21 protein-coding genes and 1 pseudogene are annotated in these 22,434 nt (G+C 40.5%); 14 read left to right on the top strand and 8 right to left on the bottom strand.

Annotated features, from left to right (window positions below; translation table 11 throughout):
* Positions 1-41: 41 nt before the first annotated feature.
* From AB4486_RS17060 to AB4486_RS17050, 3 genes and pseudogenes are all read left to right on the top strand, one after another.
* Positions 42-477 (top strand): annotated as a pseudogene (locus tag AB4486_RS17060) (recombinase family protein); the annotation flags it as partial.
* A gap of 298 nt (positions 478-775) precedes the next feature.
* On the top strand, positions 776-988 hold the full coding sequence (locus tag AB4486_RS17055; RefSeq protein WP_102258025.1) for a cold-shock protein: 213 nt from the start codon (positions 776-778) through the stop codon (positions 986-988).
* 314 nt (positions 989-1,302) lie between these two features.
* Positions 1,303-1,512 (top strand): hypothetical protein, encoded by a 210-nt coding sequence (locus AB4486_RS17050; protein WP_016800083.1) that lies wholly within the window; start codon positions 1,303-1,305, stop codon positions 1,510-1,512.
* Between the two features lie 285 nt (positions 1,513-1,797).
* On the opposite strand, the gene AB4486_RS17045 is transcribed toward AB4486_RS17050, so the two are convergent.
* Positions 1,798-2,055 carry a hypothetical protein gene (locus AB4486_RS17045; RefSeq protein WP_016800084.1) on the bottom strand — a complete coding sequence of 86 codons (258 nt, stop codon included), beginning with the start codon at positions 2,053-2,055 and terminating at the stop codon, positions 1,798-1,800.
* 175 nt (positions 2,056-2,230) lie between these two features.
* Here AB4486_RS17045 and AB4486_RS17040 point away from each other — a divergent pair, with 175 nt between their 5' ends.
* The gene (locus AB4486_RS17040) at positions 2,231-2,866 is read left to right on the top strand and encodes a recombinase family protein (RefSeq protein WP_017103703.1); all 636 of its coding nucleotides are present in this window, start codon (positions 2,231-2,233) and stop codon (positions 2,864-2,866) included.
* 135 nt (positions 2,867-3,001) lie between these two features.
* Here AB4486_RS17040 and AB4486_RS17035 read toward each other — a convergent pair whose 3' ends face one another.
* The 3 genes from AB4486_RS17035 to AB4486_RS17025 all read right to left on the bottom strand — a co-directional run bounded on the left by AB4486_RS17035 (position 3,002) and on the right by AB4486_RS17025 (position 5,626).
* Positions 3,002-3,925: an Rpn family recombination-promoting nuclease/putative transposase gene (locus AB4486_RS17035; protein WP_102421439.1), complete on the bottom strand. Its 924-nt coding sequence runs from the start codon at positions 3,923-3,925 to the stop codon at positions 3,002-3,004.
* Between the two features lie 409 nt (positions 3,926-4,334).
* On the bottom strand, positions 4,335-5,189 hold the full coding sequence (locus AB4486_RS17030) for an EamA family transporter (RefSeq protein ID WP_016800581.1): 855 nt from the start codon (positions 5,187-5,189) through the stop codon (positions 4,335-4,337).
* On the bottom strand, positions 5,186-5,626 hold the full coding sequence (locus tag AB4486_RS17025; RefSeq protein WP_372117859.1) for a hypothetical protein: 441 nt from the start codon (positions 5,624-5,626) through the stop codon (positions 5,186-5,188). Before AB4486_RS17025 ends, AB4486_RS17030 begins: the two co-directional genes overlap by 4 nt.
* Before the next feature lie 38 nt (positions 5,627-5,664).
* Between AB4486_RS17025 and AB4486_RS17020 the strand changes: the two genes are divergently transcribed.
* Together AB4486_RS17020 and AB4486_RS17015 are read left to right on the top strand one after the other, a co-directional pair.
* Positions 5,665-7,199 (top strand): IS3 family transposase gene (locus tag AB4486_RS17020; protein ID WP_372112959.1). Its coding sequence is split into 2 segments (ribosomal slippage): positions 5,665-6,118 and positions 6,118-7,199, totalling 1,536 coding nucleotides; the frame shifts between segments, so codons are not numbered across the junction.
* Positions 7,200-7,948: 749 nt separating this feature from the next.
* A complete protein-coding gene (locus tag AB4486_RS17015) occupies positions 7,949-8,734 on the top strand; it encodes a hypothetical protein (protein ID WP_102561499.1) in 786 nt (261 codons plus the stop codon).
* A gap of 603 nt (positions 8,735-9,337) precedes the next feature.
* Here AB4486_RS17015 and AB4486_RS17010 read toward each other — a convergent pair.
* Complete coding sequence (locus AB4486_RS17010) at positions 9,338-10,342, bottom strand: AbrB family transcriptional regulator (RefSeq protein ID WP_372117856.1); 1,005 nt, start codon at positions 10,340-10,342, stop codon at positions 9,338-9,340.
* A gap of 1,501 nt (positions 10,343-11,843) precedes the next feature.
* On the opposite strand from AB4486_RS17010, the gene AB4486_RS17005 reads away from it, so the two are divergent.
* The 6 genes from AB4486_RS17005 (at position 11,844) to AB4486_RS16980 (ending at position 16,928) form a co-directional block, all read left to right on the top strand.
* A complete protein-coding gene (locus AB4486_RS17005; protein WP_372117854.1) occupies positions 11,844-13,148 on the top strand; it encodes a tyrosine-type recombinase/integrase in 1,305 nt (434 codons plus the stop codon).
* Positions 13,149-13,401: 253 nt separating this feature from the next.
* Entirely contained in the window at positions 13,402-14,226 is an 825-nt protein-coding gene (locus tag AB4486_RS17000) for a phytanoyl-CoA dioxygenase family protein (RefSeq protein WP_371729317.1), read from the top strand.
* Positions 14,168-14,404 (top strand): phytanoyl-CoA dioxygenase family protein, encoded by a 237-nt coding sequence (locus AB4486_RS16995; RefSeq protein WP_240798339.1) that lies wholly within the window; start codon positions 14,168-14,170, stop codon positions 14,402-14,404. Before AB4486_RS17000 ends, AB4486_RS16995 begins: the two co-directional genes overlap by 59 nt.
* Positions 14,405-14,420: 16 nt before the next feature.
* Positions 14,421-15,746 carry a hypothetical protein gene (locus AB4486_RS16990; protein WP_017102637.1) on the top strand — a complete coding sequence of 442 codons (1,326 nt, stop codon included), beginning with the start codon at positions 14,421-14,423 and terminating at the stop codon, positions 15,744-15,746.
* Positions 15,743-16,381 carry a LysE family translocator gene (locus AB4486_RS16985; RefSeq protein WP_017102638.1) on the top strand — a complete coding sequence of 213 codons (639 nt, stop codon included), beginning with the start codon at positions 15,743-15,745 and terminating at the stop codon, positions 16,379-16,381. The genes AB4486_RS16990 and AB4486_RS16985 overlap by 4 nt, the downstream gene beginning before the upstream one ends.
* A gap of 130 nt (positions 16,382-16,511) precedes the next feature.
* Positions 16,512-16,928, top strand: coding sequence for a GFA family protein (locus AB4486_RS16980; protein WP_017102639.1), 417 nt, complete (start codon positions 16,512-16,514; stop codon positions 16,926-16,928).
* Positions 16,929-17,282: 354 nt separating this feature from the next.
* Here the strand turns inward: AB4486_RS16980 and AB4486_RS16975 are convergent, their stop codons facing one another.
* Positions 17,283-17,585: a type II toxin-antitoxin system RelE/ParE family toxin gene (locus tag AB4486_RS16975; RefSeq protein ID WP_372117851.1), complete on the bottom strand. Its 303-nt coding sequence runs from the start codon at positions 17,583-17,585 to the stop codon at positions 17,283-17,285.
* The gene (locus tag AB4486_RS16970; protein ID WP_017100443.1) at positions 17,557-17,793 is read right to left on the bottom strand and encodes a TA system antitoxin ParD family protein; all 237 of its coding nucleotides are present in this window, start codon (positions 17,791-17,793) and stop codon (positions 17,557-17,559) included. The genes AB4486_RS16975 and AB4486_RS16970 overlap by 29 nt, the downstream gene beginning before the upstream one ends.
* A gap of 471 nt (positions 17,794-18,264) precedes the next feature.
* Between AB4486_RS16970 and AB4486_RS16965 the strand changes: the two genes are divergently transcribed.
* Together AB4486_RS16965 and AB4486_RS16960 are read left to right on the top strand one after the other, a co-directional pair.
* Positions 18,265-18,807, top strand: a complete 543-nt coding sequence (locus AB4486_RS16965; protein WP_017100441.1) for a hypothetical protein — start codon at positions 18,265-18,267, stop codon at positions 18,805-18,807.
* Positions 18,808-18,810: 3 nt separating this feature from the next.
* Complete coding sequence (locus AB4486_RS16960) at positions 18,811-20,118, top strand: YfaP family protein (protein ID WP_229648405.1); 1,308 nt, start codon at positions 18,811-18,813, stop codon at positions 20,116-20,118.
* A gap of 1,048 nt (positions 20,119-21,166) precedes the next feature.
* On the opposite strand, the gene AB4486_RS16955 is transcribed toward AB4486_RS16960, so the two are convergent.
* Complete coding sequence (locus tag AB4486_RS16955; protein WP_016800590.1) at positions 21,167-21,640, bottom strand: GNAT family N-acetyltransferase; 474 nt, start codon at positions 21,638-21,640, stop codon at positions 21,167-21,169.
* Positions 21,641-22,434 lie beyond the last annotated feature (794 nt).

The raw sequence follows: 22,434 nt of genomic DNA, 5'->3' as shown, positions 1-22,434 counted from the left end.
TGAATTACGCAACAAAGCCTGTTCACTTTAGGGTTCATTTCATGAAAATTGGCTATGTCCGTGTCAGTATTCAAGACCAAACGCTCGACGTTCAACTTGAACAGGTTAAAGCTATAGGTTATGAAAAATTCACCAAGAGCAAGCGAGGGGGGGGAATCCCCAGAGAGAGAACTGCTTAACCTGTTGCTGGACTTTGCGAGGGAAGGGGATGTTATTCACGTTACTAAAGTCGACCGTATTTTGATCGTAATACCATTGATGCTTTGCAAATTGCTGAGCAGCTAGCGAGAAAGAAAGCCGGTTTGGTCTTTCATTACTTGGGCGATTTGGATATTAACAGTGATGTGGGCAGAGCGCGCGCTCAGAAGGGAGGCACCTCTAAGACGCTCACCAACTCATTCAAGAGATTGCAAACCAAGGCATGAATAAACTGCGCTCAGTAAAGAGTTAGGGTGTAGTCGGACGACTGTTATAAGGTCTCGGGATAAAAGTGTAGGTGAATTTGTAAAAAATCGTATTTTGCAGGGCAGCAGGAAGATATATGTTAACTTCAAATTAAACCTTTACAAAAACGAGATAATGGATAATAATGTTATCGCTCTGTTGTTCAGAGTTATTAAATGAAACATCAAGTTGTAAAAGTAAAACCCTCAGAATTCCTCGTTATTGTTGTTTTCCTCAGTGTTTCCCTTAGCTTCATAGATACATTAAATAATTCCAGCTCTCAGCGCATCGCATTTTGCGATTAATTTTTATCTTATATAAGGGACACAATATGTCTAACAAAACAAATGGCGTAGTAAAATGGTTTAACGAAGAGAAAGGTTTTGGTTTTCTAACTCAAGACAACGGCGGTGCTGACGTATTCGTTCACTTCCGTGCTATCGCATCTGAAGGTTTCAAGACTCTTAAAGAAGGCCAACAAGTGTCTTTCGAAGTAGAGCAAGGCCAAAAAGGTCTTCAAGCTGCAAACGTTGTAGCTGCATAAGATTTAAAGTAGGCGCGAGCGGAGATACCGCTTGCGTCACTTCCCCCCATCTTAGAGTACTTATTTATAACTCCCCACGAAAATATCCAATATTATCCCAATACTTTTTGTATTTGTCGTTACGTTTCTTATTTACTTCGTTTTTATAAATAAAATTATTAATATATCTCAATAGTAGTATCTCTAAAAGACTGCTAGCTTCGTTATATCTAACGAAAATAAATAAGGATCAACCATGTCTCGAACAACAGGCCGTAAACTTTTTTGGTTTCAACAACAAAAGAAAAAAACGATAAATAATAAATAGGAATAGTATGAAGATCACATTTAATTTATTTAAAGATAACCTCTCTTGGGGTGGGATTATTCACCAACTTAATGGTGATGTTTTAAGGCGCCACGTGTTAGTGAGCGGAAACGTGGATGATATGAATATTAAATTTTCATACTGCGAAACGACTTTAACAGGCAGCATTACTGATCAACATGATTGTGTACTTGGTGATTTTAGTATTTTGGCTTAAATCTAAAGCACAGGCTTGTAATTAAGCTTACTAATAATTGATTACACAGTTGTCCGACTGAACCCTAACTCTTTGCTGATTGTGTGCTTGATATCTTGCTCCGTAGGCTATTGACTACTTTGGTAAAGCGGCTTGTTAGGAAATCGGTAGACATGCATTCCTCGGCTCGTAATCGCCCCCTGATTTCATTGTAATACAGCAAGATGCGCTTCTTCATATTTCAGCGGAGGCGGAAATTGTGGTGTAAATGACTCTATATGCACCTCTATTTATACACCCTAGCCCTTAAAGTGCTTTATCAAATACTTCGGGCGTAATGTTAATATACCAATCTAAATTTACTTTCTTGCGCCTGATTAGCCCTCGCTCCTCAATAATTTCACAAGATACGCGGAAGTTGTTTGGAGGGACCTCTCTCCTAAGAAGTTGGTTAATAGCATGGTTGACCACCGTAGACTTACCTTCTTTGACTCCCTTCACGAATCCCTTTGCCAAACAACTTAATATCTCTTTTTGGATTTGGCTGAGTCTTTGATTTCTCATTTCATATTTTTATTATTCCTTGTAGCAATGATTAAACTTTAAATTTGAGAAGGAGGGTATGTTGTTTGGGTATACCTTATTGTCACTAGTTGAAAATTGCACCTAACCATTAAATGTCATAATATAAATGACATACCTATTTAGATCATAACCTAAAAGTCACTTAATCAAAATTATGTACATATTTGGATACTTAAGAGCATCAACTATCGAACAAGATGCAGAAAGAGCAAAAAAGACCTTATCAGAATTTGTTGAACAAAAAGGACTTCGTATTGCTGCTTGGTATGTTGAGCAAGAATCTGGCGCTTCGTTGCAAAGACCTAAATTACTGCAATTATTAAGTGATGCTAAAAAAGGGGATTTGATCATGATTGAGCAGATTGATCGACTCTCTCGTCTAAATGAATCTAGTTGGTCTAAATTGAAAGAAATGCTGTACGAGAAGGAATTGAAAGTCATTAGCTTGGATTTACCAACTAGTCACATCGCCATGGCTCCTGAAATATCCGATGAGTTCACGAATTCGATGATTAAAGCGATCAATAACATGATGATGGATATGCTCGCGGCGATTTCTCGTAAAGATTACGAAGATCGACGTCGACGCCAAAAGGAAGGCATAGATAAAGCTAAGACAATGGGCAAGTATCGAGGAAGAAGGCCCGATTTAGAGTTGCACGAACAAATCTACAAACTTCGAGTTCTTAAGGAGATGAGCATCAATGAAACAGCTAAGTTTGTGGGAGTGTCACCACGAACGGTCGTTCGTGTCGTCAAAAGAATGAGAGTTGAGCGTAACGAGAGCTAGGCATGTCTCACATCAAGTTGGTCCGGAATCGAGCAATTTTATAGCAGAAAGCGAAGTGATAGCGCTATTCGTGAGGGTTGTCTTCGTAAAGCAGGAGCCTCGCCCTTAAACTAGCAAGGCTTTATACTTTCTCGGCTAATGAGAAAGTTGTGCTAGTTCGTCTTTATTCAATCCTGTGACATCCATAATGGCTTCCTGATCTAGACCATTAAGCATCATCTTGCGCGCCATCTCCTTGAGGGCTTCTTGGCGTCCTTCTTGGCGTCCTTCTTGGCGTCCTTCTTGGCGGCCACGTTGCTCGCCTTGTTGGCGCAATTGTTCTGCAATAGTCATAAGTGTGTCCTCGTGTTTCGGTACTGATGAGGCTAGTGACGTAATTAACGCCTCTAGGTTGTTCGTTTCACCCACTTGGAGTAAGTAGCTCATCAATGACTGTACTTGCTTATCTGTAGTGTAATCGGTTAAGAGCAATGTGACCAGAGGCTCAAAGAAATCCATGATATCCCGATGCCTTGCGTGCTTTTGGACAAGCTCAAGCAATGCGATGCGGCGATGCTGCATTATCTCATCATCGGAGATGACCGTGACATCGACTAATGGAAAATCTTGAGTATAGAGCGCTTTAGCTATAAGAGGGTTAACGAACCCTTTTAACCAATTCATCTCATACGGGTAGGGTGAGACCTTACCATGGTAAAACTGCAACGGGATCACCAGAGGTAAACGCTCATGGCCAGCTTCAATATGTTGCTGCATGGCGGCGATAGCGTAACGCATTAGTCTGAATGCCATGTGTTTATCTGGTCGACTCTGGTGCTCGATTAACGCGTAGACGTAACCTTCCCCCTGAGACGTTGTAAGAGAATAAAGGACATCCGAATAGTAAGGCCGTAAACTTTCTTCAATAAAGCTGCCTGATTCGAGTTTTAGGGTCGTCAAATCACAGATTTCACGCAGCTCAGCAGGCAGGTGAATATCCAATAAGTCCTTAGCGGTTTCTGGATGAGTGAGAAACTGCTTAAAGAGGGCATCATGTGGGGTTGGCGTGGTCTTTTTCATTTTATTATCCTAACACCAAATGAGTTAAATCAGTATCACGATAGGGATTCTGCGCTAGCTTAATTTCTGCTCACGCATCAATTTAGATTATTTAATGTGATTCCCAAGGGAGGTTGACGGGGGAGTGTAAAATGAGAGCAGAGTGCAACAATAGTTAGCCACGCCTAACATTAAGTAGGCTTTCTAACAAAACTCTATTAATCGATTAGGTTTGTAGTAGAAAGCCCCTCTCAATTAGGCCTTTTTCTACAGCGAGATTTATATGCTATAAACGCTGTAACAACAATGGTTAATTGACTAACATGTATCGCTCGGGGATGTTTTAAAATCATCAAATTTTAAGATTAGGTTTTTTGGTGAAGTTTGTGTTTTGGGGAGTCACACTTGGAGTTCTGTAAATAAGTGTACGTTATGAAGCCAAAGTCAAAATACCAAGGGTAGCGAGTAAACAAGAGACTATTTTCGTTTTAAGGTTCGTGCGCTCTTTTAAAAAGAAGTAACCAAAAAGAATATCGAGGATGAAGGCTCCTTGGAATAAAACCATGACTAAACTAAAAGCGCTAGTGTTAAGCACTTTTAAGAGAAAATAGTAGCTTGCTGTTCCGCAAGTGGCTGTTATTACGGCGTTAAATAGAACTTTTTTGATTAACCTATAATGAACTTTAAATAGTAGAGGCGTCAAAAAAGCGGTTCCAGAAAAACCGATAAAAAGGATAACGCTAGTAGGTAAGTACAACGTAAGTACTTTATCAAAACCAATGGCTAGAGTGAGAAAGATTGGCGCGAGCCACGCGTGTAGATTGTTTGAAAAAAGAAGATTCATGTTGTTACTTGTGCTGATGAGCAGTGAAGCGACAAGTATCAGTATAACGCCAGTCATTTGAAGGAAAGTCAGTGTCTCATTTAAAAAGCTAACCCCGAACAGAGCACTCCAAATGATCTTTGTTTTAGAGATTATCGAGACAGAGCCTAATTCAATTGAAGCACGAGCCCTAAAGGTTGAGTACGCAAACCCAAGCCATGAGAAAACACTGAATATACTTAAAAGCAACAGCTCCCAAAGTTCACTTGTATTGTCGAATTTTGTAGGGATTTGTTCGATTTCGAAGATAACAAACAGAGCAGCCAGTAAACTGCATGTAATTTGATAGGCTATTAAATATTCATTACATAAAGGATTTTTCTTAAGAAAGACTCGTGAAATCCATTTGTCTAATGAACTTAAAGTCATAGCTAGAGCTAATATAGTGTAGGAACTTATCATTGTTTCTCAATGTGAATCGAGGTCTTGCGTTTTATGAGTTCAAATAGTTTTCGGTTATTGGGGCTACTCTCTTCTCCTTTAGTAATAGCAACGTGATTATAATCAGTTTCAATTTTAGCTATGAAATTTGGAATGACGCTTTGAAGCATGAGTAATTCGAAAATAAACTTACTTAAAGGAGTTCCAGGAAGTAACTCTTTATTTTGAAACTCGCCCGGCCAGTGCGCCCACCCCCAATCTTTTATGACGTATATCCCACCTGACTTTAGATAAGGGAATGATGTCAAGAAAGCGGATTTTGTTGGTTCATATAAATGGTTGTAATCATCAATAATTAGATCTACATTTTTTGTGGGGAAGTGTGATTCTAATATTTGAATGACCTTGTCTGTATGCTCTTGCTTTACTCCACCCCTATCTGGCAGGGTAGTTGTCACTGTTAAAATTTAACCAGTTTGGGCGATAAAGAGTAATTGTGTCTCGTATCTCAGTAGAAAGAAAAGAAGCTATATTGAAGAAGCTATTACCTCCCTATTCGATGTCAGTGAAAGAAGTGTCGGAAGAGGAAGGAATTAGCACTGCGACCCTGTATAATTGGCGCCAGCAACTCAGACGTTCAGGAGCCGCCGTGCCAAATAGCAACACTTCATCAGAGCAGTGGTCAGCTCAAACTAAACTTGCCATTGTCGCTGAAACCTACTCAATGACAGAAAGTGAACTCAGCCAATATTGTCGTGAAAAAGGTCTTTTTCCAGAGCAAATCCAAAGCTGGCGCAGCGAATGTATGCAAGGGTTTAAGTCGAGTAAAGAGCAGGAAGCTGAAGCAAAGAAGCAGGCTAAAGCTGACAAACTTGAAATCAAAGAGTTGAAGAAAGATTTACGACTCAAAGAAAAAGCACTCGCTGAAACGGCCGCTCTCTTGGTACTAAGAAAAAAGCTGAGAGCCTTTTACGGGGAAGAGCCAGAGGACGACTAACCTCAACCGATGAAAGGCAGACCATAGTGACTCTTATCCTTGAAGCGAAGCAATGCGGGTGTCGTTTAGAGCCAGCTTGCCATGAAGTTCAAATCGACTTGAGAACGTATCGTCGCTGGTATCAGCAAGGTGAAGTTCAAGCTGACAAAAGGCCAATATGCCTCAGACCTGAGCCTGCTAACAAGCTGTCGCAGGAAGAGCGTGATGCGATAATCGAGGTGTGTAACCGCTCTGAGTTTGCAAGCTTGCCTCCAACTCAAATCGTCCCGACACTGCTTGATAGAGGTGAGTATATCGCCTCTGAGTCGAGCTACTACCGAGTGTTGAGTACGCAGGGGCAACTTCACAAACGAGGTCGTCAGCGGAGCAGACAGAAGCAAGCGAAGCCAACCAGTTACACAGCGACGGACTCGAACCAAGTCTATACGTGGGATATCACTTACTTACCTTCAAAAGTTCGAGGCCAACATTATTACCTGTATGTCATTGAGGACATCTACAGTCGAAAAATTGTTGGTTATGAAGTGTATGAGCATGAATGCGGTGAGCTGGCGTCACAACTTCTGCAACGAACGTTGATGCGAGAGCAGTGCTTCAATCAAGCTCTGGTTCTTCACTCCGATAATGGTGCGCCGATGAAGTCGTTGACGTTCAAAGCCAAAATGGAAGAGTTAGGTATTACTTCATCGTATAGTCGCCCAAGAGTCAGTGATGATAACCCGTATGTTGAGTCATTGTTCCGCACGGTAAAGTACATGCCAAGCTGGCCAACGAAGGGCTTTGAAACAATCGATAGTAGCCAAAGTTGGGTTGAAGCCTTCGTACGCTGGTACAACACCGAGCACAAGCACAGTCAGCTAAATTACGTCACGCCTTCAGAGCGTCACAATGGAAAAGATAAAGAGATCTTGAAGCGTCGTGTAGAGGTATTGCTCGCTGCAAAACAGCGAAAGCCTGAGCGGTGGTCTGGTGATATCAGGAACTGTGCGCCTGTTGGTGACGTTCACCTAAATCCAGAAAGAGAAGCTGCTTAATAAGTAAGCAAATGATGACAACTACCTTGAAAAACACCGCCACAATAAGGCTCTATTACAGAGTGTGCTGAAGACCCCTTTCGGTATTGACTTAAGGCTGGATGCTCTTGGCGTTCGTCTATGCCTATGATGGAGTCAGGGGTGTAAATCTTATCGAGTAAAACGAGACTCGCCCCGTGATATACCCCAAACTCAATAATGTTTTTTGGACTCCCCCAAGAAACCAAATGAAATTCAACTTCGTCATCAATGGAGAAGTGTTCTTCATTATGCCAGCGTATTTTATCTCAAGGGTCATTATAACTATTCATACTTAGTATAGGCCTGATAATTTCCATAGCCTGCAATGCTACTGTATGTAAAGATTTGATATTAATAAATTATTAATAAATTATTAATTAATTATTAATATAGTTGATATTTTTAGTTTATTCTCCTTAGATCGTTTTACTTTATTTAACGCTTCTTTCGAAAATTCAAAGATAGAGGGAACATAATGGATAAGTCCGAGCTAATATTAAAGACCACTAAGGAATTAAAAGACATAGCTGAATCAGGGGCTAATAAAATTGCATTGGCCATGCAAGAAGCAAAAAAAGCTAATTACATAATTTAATCATTAAGGTCGCCTATATCACCGTAGTGACCGATAAATAATTAGTGGTGGTAATTATTTCCTATTGTTAGTATCGGGTTTATTCTTTTTAAAACATTTAATGACTTAACGCTCAATAGCGACCGAGGGATTCATGAAAAAGACTAAAAGAAATTTAACTCTCGCTTCTATTGTGATCGTAATTATAATTATGCACAGCCAAAGAAATACGAAACCAAATTTTACTTTCCCGGAGTGCGAAGAAGAAAGAAGCGTTAATTCCAATGTCACCTTTTATATTGATAATCAGATTGGTAACAAGGAAGAGTTAAAAGGCAGATTGCAAGAAGCGGTAAAGATGTCTAATACGATACTGTCTAACTCATGCATCCCTATAACTCGTGTGTTCAAGGATAGCCATTCTGTATCAATATCTCATGACAGTATGTCTATCTCCTCTGTGCATTCAGACCTAAAACAAGCAATCAGTTCTTCGAAGGTAAACTCGTTTTTAGACGCTCCAAAAGAGCAGTATGTTTTGGTTTTAAGTGATAATCATCCATTGGTCATCGAAGAGGAGATTAATGGGATGACAATGGTTAACTTGAACGACAGCTTTGTACTGCTTGCGGAGGACTTCCCGATTACCGTGCTAGAACATGAGCTAGGACATTTAGGGTGGGCAATGCATGAACGGCCTAACTCTGAAAGTGGAGACTTTTGGATCATGGAACAGGTCTTTGCTGCAAATAGAAGTAAAGTAAAACCTTATTCTGGAGCTTTTCATTGTTCTAACTACGGGACAGTCATGAGTTATTCTGAAAAGGTTGTCCCTGCTTATTCAAGCCCTCTGAGCAGCAACAACGGTGAACCATGTGGTAATGAAGAGTACGCGGACAATGCCAGAGTTATGCGCGAGTATGCGAAAACTTTGCAGTGAAGTGTCCACCTCTTCATCGTTAGAGCAGAGGTTGTTGAATGCTCCCCTAGTAAATGCACTGTATCAATATATTTTTTGTTCTGTAGTGGCTAAGTGAATTTGACCACTATTAGGGGTTTTGCTGTACCTAAAGTAATCCGTTAAATGCTAATTTAACAATACATATAACACGGAATTGTCCAGAGACGTGTTATGCCGCCATGCATTGGGACTGTGCTCTGGGTGTGCTCTGGGAAAAGATCGCCTTAGTGTTCACTTTTTGGGAGTGGTGTGATTACCGAAGGAGGTTGACGGTCTAAATAGAAATTAGATAGATTTACCGATGATGAATAATGTGTTCAAAGCAAAAAATGATGAGAGGATATTGTACTTCTCAAGCTTTATTGTTTCTGATGTTTTTAGATAGAAGCAGCGTAACTCCGCTCTTCAATACTACAAAGTACAGACTGGATACCGTTGAAGAACGGAAGTTCCAGTTGAATTTCTTTCAATAGGTAAATTAAATGCATTTAAGTGAAAAGAGCTTATTAGGAATGGAAAAAGCAAAAAACCAGTCTTAACTGAGGTTTTTTAATGAAACCAAGCCAACACCAATGTCCCATTTCATAATTGTCTCGGTAAATACTTATAAATATTGAAGCCGAGAGGGATAGAATGAAGCATTATCATGCGAATGATATGACTAAGCATTATTAATGCAGGCTCTAGTCCAAGATAAATGGCAGCGACAGTCATAGACTCCACACTGCCCGGAACCCACGACATCAAGAGTGCGATGAACTCCTTATCAATTAGCTTGCTGAATATATATGCAAAAACAACTGTGACTGTAAGACTTAACGTTGTAGCAATAATCCCAGCTCGCGCATAAGAGAAGATATCTACAACGGTTATATCTTTTAGACGAATCCCAATTAATGCCCCTAGAGCGGATGTTGCAATAAAAACAAGCTCTGTCGGGACAAGAAAGTTGTATGACGGTAACTCAGAGTTCACAAACATAGTTGCTAACATCCCAGTCACCATATACGGTGCTGGAGTACCAATTTTATCGAGAAGCAAACCTGAAAAGTAGGCGAGGAAAAGTGGGAGAAGTATCCAAAGGTTGTCTAAGGAAATAGCCGGCCCAGGAACTGGTGAATTGTCCGCTGAGACAAGAAGAGCGGAAGCTATGATTAAGAAAATGAGTCGAACTGTGTGAGTGAAAATCACTTTACTAGAAGGTGAATTGTGATTTTCATTAATGACAAGAACCGAGGCCATCGCTCCCGGGACCGCCCCAAGTAGGCTTTCATATTTTGACCATTTCTCTCGCTTAGAAAGCCAGAGATACGAGGTGAGAACTTGTGCGGACATACAAAGGACGAGTCCCACAAAAAGTAATATCGGATAACCCTTGGAAAGAGTCTGCATAGGGACGATTGAGCCCACTGTGGCACCAAGGATTAACTGTACTCCGGTCAATGTGCTTTTGGGAAGAGCTAGAGTAAACCCTGTTTTTACCGTTAACAAAAGAGCAATCAGGGCACCGAACATTACACCTAGTGGTATCTCGAAATATGTAAATAAGAGCGAGCCAACCAAAGCTATGAATGAGGCTAGATACATGTTTTGGTTTCCCCTTTTTTTAGCTTGAAGGATGACAATAAAGTGGAGATTTGGTTATTAATCATATCTATGTTATTGACTATGTAAAAATCACCACAAGTTATCCGCCCAAGAGCATACAAGCCCATTTGAATATCACCAGTTTCTGACTTAGCAGGCTATCAAGTACCGGATTGCTTCTATCGAGTGAACGTTGTATTCCTGTAGCATTGATGATGAAATCAAAGAAGTACTCCTTTTCTATCTGTCTCTACACAATATTGACCATTGTCTAATCGTTGAGCAAAGTCACTGGCAAGGTAAGATGTATCAGTGCCCGGAATGGAAACCTGATGAGGAAGCTAGTTCCACCCTTGTAGGAGTGGAACTATGGTCGATAATTAAAATGGACAGCTCATATAATCCTGAAGGATTATCTTTTTGGGAGACATTTTGCAGACAGCAGCCTAATTGCCTCTAAAAATCAGTGCGCATGTAGTGCAACTAAACTTTGTGACACAACGAGTAAGACAAGAGTACGAAGAGATATTAATGATGTTAGTGGTCTTTATCATATATACCAATGTCTTTTTTTAAATGGTCAGAAAGGTGTCTCACATCGAGAGATGCATTTTTATTTTTTCCACTTTTAAAATTATACCTTTTAAATTTAATCCGCAGATAGCGTAAATAGTCTCTAAACTTCGATTTTTTTTGAATTGTTTTCACTGACTTTTCATTTTTCATAGCAACGCACTCTTTTTTATAAGAAAAACCATAATTTTAACGACCAAAATTAATTGAAATTAAGTATCTTTAAACCCAGAAGCTTCGTCTTCATGAGAAAGTTGATTTGATACTAATTATGTTTACTTTAGGGACTGCTGCTCCTTTTCTCTTCAGTGAAAATAGTTTTATTTGTCTTTCCATGAAGAATTCCCTTATTGTTTTGTTACTTATTGCCAGAGTAAGTAGATAGTTACTTATTATTTTATAAGTTAACACAAAGGCTAAGAGCTAATTATTTACATTTAATTTATATTCGTTAAGGGTTTATAATGAAAATCAGGATTAGATACTGTTCACGAAATGCCTCCAGTATATAAAAGGATATTTGATTGGTTTGATGCGATGGTGCGTTCTAGAATTTTTTCATTTCTAGCCTGTATTTTTGGGGTGAAAGTGCCCCTGTATAAGAGTAACTTGGCGTTAATGTAAAAACAGTGTGGTCAAATCTACACCCCAACCCCTTCCAATAGGGGCGTTTTTCATCGATAATTTAGCCTCTTAGTGAAAACAAAGACTAATTGGAAAGTGTTCCAAAAATGCCCCTGTATTTTCAATTTTTGACCACACCCTACGCCAGTATTGCCATTCAGTCGAAGGTGAACGTGATCGTGCTGAGTCGTCTTTTGGGGCATGCTGAAGCGGAAACGACGCTAAAGTATGCGCATTTGGGACGTGAGGACGTGTGTCAGGCGGCCTCTCATGTGTCGGGTGTACTCGTTAAGGGGATGCGCTCATGAAGTCACTGTTATTCACTTCTAAAGTGATTCAATCTCTTCATTCAAAAACTCGAACGTATACGGTGTGGGATACCAAAATTCCCGCGTTAGGGGTTAGAGTCTATGCCGATGATCGCCGTTTCTATGTGACTTATCTACCCATTCCCAATAAGACGTTAGCGGCCGTGGGACAATTCACCCTAAAACAAGCCAGACAACACGTGCAAGCTTTACAGTCTTCTTTTTTAGAAAAAGAGACGAAACCGATACGGTTAATTCGCTTTGATGCTTTGGTGAAAGAAGAATGGACGGATAAGGTCTGCAAGGGATGGAAACTGAGTACACAAGGGACAGCGTCGAGCGCCTTAAGAAGGCATTTGTTGCCCGAGTTTGGACGTTTTCCTGTCAGCCGTATTGATTCGTTTCATGTGCATCGTTGGTTTGATGAACTCAGCCAGAATTACGCAGGGGCTGCCAACCGTAATCTTGATGTGCTTCGTTCTATCTTCAAATATGCGGTGAAGCAAGGTTATTGCATGGAAAACCCTTGTGAGGGTCTCAAGCAAAGTCGCAAAAAAAAAGCTCAATCGTTTTTGAGTTTGGATGAGTTAGCGCGATTGGATAAGGCATTAACTGTGGTCAGCCAGCAAGGTAATCTGGAAGCGTGCTGTTGTCAGGTGCTAAAACTGGTGCTGTTAACGGGGTGTCGAATTTCAGAGGTAACAGGCCTACAATGGTCTTTTGTTAAAGGCAGGGAGTGGCACTTGCCGGACAGCAAAACGGGTGCGAAGGTGGTGTATGTGGGCAAGGAAGCGCAGAAACTCCTTTCAGACATACCAAAGCAAGCATGGACACAGCGTAGCGAATCACACGATGATGTGTTTATGCCTTTGCGTCGTTTTGTGAGTCGGTCGACCAAGGTTAGTATGGTCTGGCAACAGGTGCGAGCCTTAGCCCATATCGAGGATGTTCGCATTCACGATTTGCGTCATACCTTTGCCAGTTATGCGGTGTTAGAGGGGTTCCCTATTCCGATGGTGTCGAAACTGTTGGGTCACACGCGTATTTCATCCACGCTTCGTTATGCTCACGTGGATGATGTGCAAGTATCGCAATCTGCTGAGGCGATAGGGGAAGTTATTAGTGGAATATTATCAGGCCAGCTTGTGAATAACCCTAAAACTCGAAAAGTGAGAGCCTCCAAACCTAAGCCGACGAAATCTCCCCCTAAACGCAGAGGAAGACCTATCAAAGTAATACCGGAACTGACCGAGAAGGAGGTTGAACGGTTTAGATATGAAGTGGATTTTTGGGAATGGTGATTAAAATATCTGTCGGAATAACATAAGTACATCAAATTTTAAGATTAGGTTTTTTGGTAAAGTTTGTGTTTTGGGGAGTCACACTTGGAGTTCTGTGAATAAGTGTACGCGAGAACTAACGCTTTTCTCTAAATATTAATTATTAATTATTAATTATTAATTATTAATTATTAATTATTAATTTTAGGCCATTCGATAAAGACTGATAGGTTCGACGCTCTTTGTTTAACATCATAGGGTAGGCAGCTAATCAATGGACAAGAGTAAAGGATTGACGAGAGAGCAAATAAGGTCTTTTCGCCGAGATGGTTATTTAGGACCATTACCGAGGTTCGCAAATGTCGAATTAATTCAAGATGTTTTAACGGAAGTTAGGGAGATAGCTCAAAGCCCAGAGCCGCATCCCCTGTATGGTCGTTATTCTGTCAGGGATTGGCATTTAGTATCGACGAAAATTAAAGAGTTGCTCACAGATTCAGCTTTGATCCCAAAGCTACAGTCTCTGATTGGAGACGATTTAGCTCTTTGGCGCTCAAAAATTTTTCACAAGAAATCTGGAGAAAACGGTACAGGTTGGCACCAAGAGTGGGGAGATTTCGATGGTGAAGAAATTGGCAATAATAAGCCTAGTTTAAGGCCTAAACATGAAAGGCGGGATCGTTGGTGGAATTTAACTGTTTGGGTCGCCCTTACTGATGTTGAGCTTGATTGCGCTCCGTTGCGTTTCATTCGTGGTTCACATAAAAAACAATATCCTAAAACCATGGTTCCAATGACAGAATCTGAGTTTTGGCATGATCCATTTATTGACTGTAAAACAATCGAAGATGTTGTCGAAAGGGCGAACAATTACACACTAGTATTGGACGTTGATACCAGTGGGCTTTTTGAAAATTATCAAATTAGTGGGAAATCATTCGAGGATGTTAAAGCCTATGTTCGAGCTGAACTTGCAAAATTACCTGCAAAAAAAAACATTGGGTGTAGACGAGAGCCAAGAAGATATAGTGACGATCCCTATGAAAAAAGGGGAATTTGTTATTTTCACGGAAAGAACCATGCATGGTTCTCTTCCTAATACATCTTATAATGACCGGTTTGGCATTAATTTTAGAGTAACGGCAACGGATACGGAAATTTATCCATTTCGACACTTGGGCGACTTTATTGATGGCTCAAACATAGATATCACAAGACATTCGAGCTTACTGCTCTGTGGTAAGGATCTGTCTAACACACGTAACAGTTATACGTGAGAAGGGAGGTTAGAAAGTGATTATCAGCAAACAAATGCATGACATGAATATTCTGAATGATGCTTCTGCCTTACTTGGGTGTTCGACTTCTAAAGAGCTCTATCAAAAATTAAGAGCTTTAATAGAGCGACACGAGACTGTGAGAGTGAAGACAGGAATAAACCTTGTGGCAGCAGAAGGCCCTATGAGTTTACAAGCTCGGGGACTACTAAGTTGTGACTTGGGGTCTAGAGCCTCAGGCGGTTCTATTGGGCGAAATAACCGCTTTTTTACGGGGCTTGATCAAGCTGATGAAATAGAAGCACTTTGCATAGTATTACTTAAGGAATTATTTGAATGCAATCATGCAGACCCTAGGCTTTTAGGAGGGCTTCATGCTAATACGGTTGTCTATGCAGTTCTCAAAAACCATTTCAACGTATCAGATATGTCCACCCTCAATACATTTTATGGTGGTAACTCAAGTAACCATAGTTTAGGCCCCCCGGGGATCTTGAACTATTCCATTTCAGATCTTCCTGTGGATCCGAATACCCTCGAAATTGACTTAAACGCCTTTGAATACATGGCTAAGTTTAGACACCCGAAATTAGTGAGTTTAGGGGCAGGTCTCAACCTTTTTCCCTTTCCTGTAAAAGAGATAAAAGACATTATTTCTCGTTGGGGAGGGATGTTACTTTTTGATGGCTCACATCAAGCAGGGTTGATTGCTGGTGGAGTTTATCCAAACCCTCTGTCTTTGGGAGCTGATATCTACACTGCATCGACAGGAAAGACGTTTAGTGGTCCTCAGGGAGGAGTAATTTGTTGGAATTCGGAAAAGTTTTCTTCTCCGATTAGCACGACTATATTCCCAAAGCTAACTGGTTCACATCAACTTAATCGAATTGCTGCCCTGACGGTCTCATGCTTAGAATTAAAGGAATATGGCCTTGAATATATGGCTCAAGGGATACTTAATGCTAGGCAACTTGCTAGTAATTTACAGGCGCACGGGTTGGAGGTGCTCTGTTCTGATGAAGGCTTTACTGAAACTCATCAAGTTGTTGTGAAATGGACTCGAGAAGAAGGTGCGCGTTTAGCATGCTACCGTCTAGCTGATGTTGGGGTTTTTGCTAATGCAGTCCCACTTCCTGAAGATAGAGAGTTGTTATCTGGGATACGTTTTGGTGCAACAGAAATTACTCGATTAGGGGTTACACAAAGTCAAATAGTTGTTTTAGCTGAGGTAATCGCAGGCGTTCTACAAGGTAATTACAATTTGAAGGAGGCGCGTAATGTAGTAAGTGAGTTAGCCTCAACATTTTCTGGCTTTAAATATAGCTTGGAGGGTGGACAATGATTTCAATTACAGAACTGTTTACTTACTTATTTGTTACGTTGCTATATGCGTTTATGCCCGGTCCTGCAATGCTTTACAGTATTGCTCAAGCTGTGTCAGGAGGGAAGAAAGTAGGAATTATGGCAGCTTTTGGCCTTCATATAGGAGGTTATTTTCATGTAATTTTAGCTGTATTAGGTTTGTCTTCTGTGCTTTTAGCTAATCCTTCTCTCTATTCTGCCATTCAAAAGCTAGGAGCTCTCTATCTTGTTTGGTTGGGTTTCCAACGTATCTATCTATCAAAAAAATTACGTATTACTTCTTGTGAAAGCAATCTTACCTCTCCTAAAAGAACGTTTATTGATAGTGTCATTGTAGATATTCTGAACCCTAAAGCCGCAATTTTCTATCTTGCTTTTCTCCCACAGTTTGTGAATGAAGCAGGAAGTGTTGCTGTTTGGCTCCAACTGCTTATTTTGGGAGTTGTTACGAATTTATTGTTTAGTAGTGCTGATCTGTTAAGTGTTTTGATGGCGAGTCATCTACAGAAAAAGTTTCAAGCAAGAAGTAACTGGGTTGATTTTTTCTCAAGGTGGTCTGGTAGTATTTTTATACTGTTAGGTGTTATGGCCTTGGTAAACTCCTCGTACAATTAGGGGAAGGGACACACTTCTCGGATTTTTAATTCAAGTTGATTTACGATGTAATGACTTAGGTTAGACGGTAGTGTTACTCGTTACTTAATTCGGAGTTAGCTGCCACTCATGTTGTGAGGAGGAGTGATAAATGGAATATCCACTTATAGGAGCATGTCAGTGCGGGCAAGTGACCTATGACTTGTATGAAAAACCACTAATGGTCTTTGCTTGTCACTGTACAGAGTGCCAAAAACTGTCTACCAGCCCATTTAGCATTACAGCAGTTGTCGATGCCGAGAAAATAGAGTTTTCTGGTCAACTGAAAACTTGGGAACGTTTAGCTGATAGTGGCAATCGTAATTGCGCGATGTTCTGTCCAAATTGTGGAAACAGAATTTACCATTTCAATCCAGATGCACCGCAAACGGTTAAATTAAAGTTAAAACCAACTGATATGTCGGCAGCTGATATTTTCGAACCTCAAGCACATGTTTGGGTTAGTGAAAAACTAGATTGGTACCAAATACCAACTAATGTAAAGGTTTTCCCTGAGCAGCCGGGGTAGCGGTGAGCAAGTGTTTAAGATATTAAAATACTTGTTCTAATCTATTGAGGTTTAGGGAGTTTCATTGCATTAACTTACTTTTGGCCAGAACTTTCATAGGTTGAATCTTTATCTGTGGCACTTTCTAACTCGAAAGTGCCCCATTATTGGCTAGACCTTTTACTCATTCACACCCTGTTCATGGGTTTTTACCATATTAAAACTTATCCACTCTTCTCATACTGTTAATCCCCGTGATGTTTCACGGGGGTAGATTCCACCTTTCTTTCAGCGTTAGCTACCTTAAGTTCTTTTTCAATCAGTTTGTAGGTGTTTGAGGGGTATAAAAAAGCCTCGCGCTTGGCGAGGCTTTGGTTATCTAAATGTTCTGGATGCATCTCGATAAAAGTTTTCATGACTGCCCAACGCCATTAAGGTCAGGACTAACGTCCCGTATTCATCGTAGTTGTACCCAAGCAAGGTGAGCTGCTTGTTTATCTTAAACTTGTGCACCCTAAGAAAAGACAAATCGCCTTTCTTCATCACGCCAATAAAAGGGTTTTCTATAACCTCTTTCACTGCTTTATCTAGATCTTGTTTTTGGTTTTTGTGTAGCTTTTTTACTGTCTTGGCAAATGTCGTAGTTTGCTCAATCTTTGTTACTTTCGCTAAATTCATAAGAGGTCGTATTCCCGTGCTCTAATTCGGCTTTAGCGATGATTGCCTGCAGTACGAACTCGTAGGTTAAGTCAGGGTTATCCTCCATGATCTTGCCTATTTTCGCCCAATGCTCAATTTGCTTGGGGGTCGTTCGATTTAAAGCTGTTCCAATGGTTGCAGCTCTATCTACTAGGCTCTCATCAAGTCTAACGCTTGTAGTAGCCATATGTATTACCTTGGTCATTTGTTTGTTGAGGTCAATTGTAGCGCGTTGCATCATATGTGGCAACTTGCAACAAAAGCCCTGCTAGTGGGCTTTTTCACTTCTCATAAGTGACAATGAACTTAACCTCTAAGGTCGTGCTCTTCTGATGGCTCCTCCATACCGGAGATAATGCATCATTTACTAAATTAGAAAAAGCTTCTGTCCAAAGGTGTGCCATGAAACTCGAAAATGCCCCATTAGAAGTTACGACCGATTGATTACTCATTTCAGAAACCTGTGATTTGGCTTACTTTTCCTTATGCAAACCACATCTACTGTATTGATATAAGTGTAACGGACCTAGGTATATTAATGTAACGCCAGTCTCTATAGCGGCAACTTGGTCGGCTCAAGGGTGGTATGGGACTCGTTGCACTTGGCGTTAATCTCTTATATTTTAGTAACTTAACATTTATGATCAAGGAGTAGACAATGAAGTTGAAAATAAGGGAAGCTTTACCAATATGTGCCATCATGTTGCTAACGGCATGTGGTGGTGACTCTGATAGTGCCGATGATGTAAATGCAGCAACACCAATCAATTCACCTACAGATGCTTTAAGTCAGTTAGTTTCGTCAGGAACGTACCCAGACTTAGACACTAGTGATTCGCTTACAGGTTCAGTCACCAATAACGAAGCCATTCGAGACGATATATTGGCATATATTGAAGCGGCTAACTTATCAGCAAGTCAAAAGACACAAGTTAAGAGTATTGCCAGAACTATCCAAGAAGCTGTCCTTGTTGATCATTCTGATATCGATGCAGTCCTCCAAGTTGATGAAGAGTCTACTGTAGCTATCGGTTGCTTGAGTTTAGCTTTTGATAACCCTGCCGATGCACATCAAATTCTAAAAGCGATAGAACATTACACAGCAAACACTCGTGAGCGCGCAGCGGCATATTCAGCGTTCAATGAAGCTCTTGATGGCACTGTGACGCGCCTACCATCTAATATCGATTGCGTGGAATGATGTATGAAAAAAATTATTATAACCGCTTTAGCTGCGTCAATCTCTTTCAATGTAAGTTCTGCAACAGTTTGTGAAGTACCAGGGTATGTCGTTGGCTTTTTTAATGGAGTGTGGAATACAAAAAATGAAGCGAAATTAGCGACATTTGAATTCCAAAAGCAAATTGGAAATGAGTACAATTCAGAGCCTGTAGCATACGAGACTTTTTATAACGTAACTGGTTCATCGGTTAGTGCATCAGCGTTTCAAGATATAGCAGAAGTATTTATTCAGCGAGCGGAAGAAATAGACCCCGATCTCGGCGGTAGATTTGATATCTTTTGGTCAGCAATTACTGGTGGTGGAGCTGATGGTTTCTTAGATAAAGTCTACAATATTGTCAGCGCCCCTAGTGACTTGGTGTTGGGGCTACTTACTGAGCTTTACGACTGGGCATCATCCCAAACAGTTGCACTTGTTAGTCATTTGTTTTCTTCACCGCCAACAGCAAGCGATTACGCTCGTCATAACACGAGGATTCAGACGTTAGGCACACAGGGCGCAAAAATGCTGTTTATCGCCCACTCCCAAGGTAATCTTTTTGCTAATAATGCCTACAACGCAGCATTGGAATTGGATAACCTAGATGAATCTAATCTTGGGGTAGTCCACATTGCACCAGCTTCACCACAACTGAATGGACCTTATACACTAGCCGATCTCGATTTGGTGATAAATGGTTTAAGAGCTGTAGGGACAGTGCCCGATACAAATGTCTCGATACCAGTCAGCCATTTAGAGGTTGATCCATCTGGTCACACTCTCATACAAACCTATTTAAATACTTCTTTACAACCAGCTGGAATGATAAGAAACGATCTCCAATCGGAGCTGGCGTCATTACAAACTCCTGAAGCAATCGCTTCTACAGGGTCGTTCACAGCAACACTCAGTTGGAATGGTCTAGGTGATGTTGATTTGCATACGTTTGAACCCAATGGGATGCAGGTGTACTACCAAAATAGGGTAGGTAACGTTGGTGAGTTAGATGTTGATAACACCAGCGGCTATGGGCCAGAGCATTACTTCGCCACTTGTGACAGAGACAGCCTCGAACTCGGGGTATATAGTATCGGTGTGAATAACTACGCTCGTGCAGAAGGTCGAATTGCAACTGTTCAAATATCGACAGGTAGTATTTCGGATGTTCTAACTAAGTCAGTTACACTTGGGGAAGCTCAAGGTTCATCAGAGAATGCCAACCCATTACACATGATGAATGTTGTGGTTTCTGAAAACGACAGTGGTGGCATTGAAATAGGGGCTTTCTAGTAACCTTAAAGGGCCGTTTACCTATAGTAATATAATCTGATAGCCCTACTAAAACATCATTTGATGTTTTAGTAGGGCATTGCGTTTGGTCTACCAATTTCCGATACATTGTATGATTCGGAGTAGTAAATTTTGTCCGAACGACTTAGTCGCCAATCTGAACGTAACTCGGAAATGTCCAGAGGCTTCATAGACCTGAAGTTTTACTCGTCGTCGCGACTCAAGGCGAGTTCCAATGATATATTTTGTAACTGCAAGCAATTAGCTTTGTCGATAAGAGCTGATAACAAAGAGAGCCAAAGCTGACTAAATTGATTAACCAATAACTTTCAATGTTTTTGGTTATAGTATGTGTAATACAAATCCCAATAATACTTGAGTTATTTCAAATGAAACAAGAAGTACATAGGTTTGAGCTATCAATAAATAGCACTATCTCTGAAGTCTATGGCCACTTTACTAAGGCAAATAGTGACCAAAGCCTCGATAGAATGTTTGAAGGTCTTCAAAAAAAACTCAGGAAAATTACCTGCTCAGTGAGAGAGAGGGAGTGTACTCTCATTAATGTGTACATTGCATACGGCAGAAGACAAGAGGACTTTGATGGTAGAGGGAAGACTTGTAATTCTTTTCCTACAAGGAGAATCGAAAGTATAATGAACACCCATTCTAACCTTTCGCCAGAAGACCTGCTAGGTGAGGCTTTACGATCTTTAGAGCACTGAGCTGGAACTTTAACGTTTTCTAGATTAGCGCATGATAGCTGAAAATATGAGCAAAAAAATTAAGAGTAATTACACCATGACAATGCGATAGAGTCAGACCCTGCTCTAATCAAAAAGCTCATCGAAGCGATTCAAGGTCTTTAAAGGTTACGGATATTGAACAAGAGTCAATTTGATTTTTGGTTAAGCCGTGACCGGGCAGAGGTGAGAGTGCACGAGGGATCAGCGTTTTTGAATGAACTCTTCAATACATTTACAGTTTAAGTATAAAATGAGGCGGCCAAATAGCCGTCCCAGACACACCATCTGACTTGTTTATTCACTCATTCCTTTAAGCCAAAAATTAATTCAATTTCATCATCAAGTCTTCTGCCCGTTGGTATAAAACCAAGTTTTTGATAAATAGAGAGCGCATTGCCTTTTTCTTTATCCATCGTGGTCAGGGAGACGCCTTTTAAACCGATAATGGAAGCGTATTTCTTACTGAAGTTAATCGCTTGACTCCCCAATCCCTTTCCTTGGAAACGATGGTCAATCATGACGCGCCATACATATAAATGCTCCTTTTGAAAGTGTTCATCGTGTGTGTCCAGTATTCTAGGGTCAATCAGAGAGATCAGGCCCGCAGGTTTATCGTTTAAGTAAATACCATAGTTGATACTATCGTCGTTAAAACTGGCTTCTGCAAGCCACTCTGCGTTGTTAGCAATGAGTTGTTTTTGAGACTCTTCCACTGAGAGAGCAATAATGTCATCGATAATGGTATTGTTTATTTTTAAAAAGCTAATTTTATTCATGCTTATTTACCTTGGGTAGGTATTTCATTAAAAGTAACTGGCCAATGTAAGGATCTTGATAAGCTAATCTTGAGTTATCAAAATGGTAATGCCGCTTTTGTTCCTGTCATTTAACATAGGCTCTTCAACTATCTTATAGATCTCTTTATCTGGCGCATGCTAGAACTCGCCAATCGTTTTTCATTAAGGTATATAGTCACAGTAGAGTATGCTTTCTCAAACAATGAGGATGGAAGTTCTTGTTTCCTATTTTGTCTGCACCCATGACAGAAATATGAGTTCCAAGCGTTGCCCACGATGATTAAAAAAAAGGGTCCGTACAGTATTTTTGCAACAGTCCCGTTACAAGAACCAAAACAAAATCCCTGCTAGAGTGCTTACTAGTGTAATGAAAGAGAGCTTTAACGTGTTCTAAGCCAGTTACATGTTGTATGTCACTTATCAACTAAAATGGTGGCTCTTCTCTTACCGCCTTTGCACTCAACAGTGACGTTCACTCCATTGACGAGTGCTTTCTCATTATTCGCTCTGGCTCTCACATCGAGTTCAAATTTGGACAACGAGTTCGGTAAGCGCAAAAGAAAGAGTGCTGGTTACCCTTTTGCTTTGGTACAGGCCAAATCTTGATGTTATCGAAGATGGCCAATCGCAGTGCTAAAATAGACAAAACTCTGGAATATTGCAGCTAATGTTATCGAAAGCTATTCTGCACTATTTTTGTAGTTTGCGTAATTGGTGTAGCCAAACTCAACACCAATGATACGAACCGCCATATAATACCAATTAAAGTAAAA

The sequence above is a fragment of the Vibrio sp. 10N.222.55.C6 genome (genome assembly GCF_041473395.1).
Taxonomy (GTDB): Bacteria; Pseudomonadota; Gammaproteobacteria; order Enterobacterales; family Vibrionaceae; genus Vibrio; species Vibrio crassostreae_C.
Note: the sequence above shows the minus strand (reverse complement) of the source record. Positions and strands in the feature narration are given on the sequence as shown.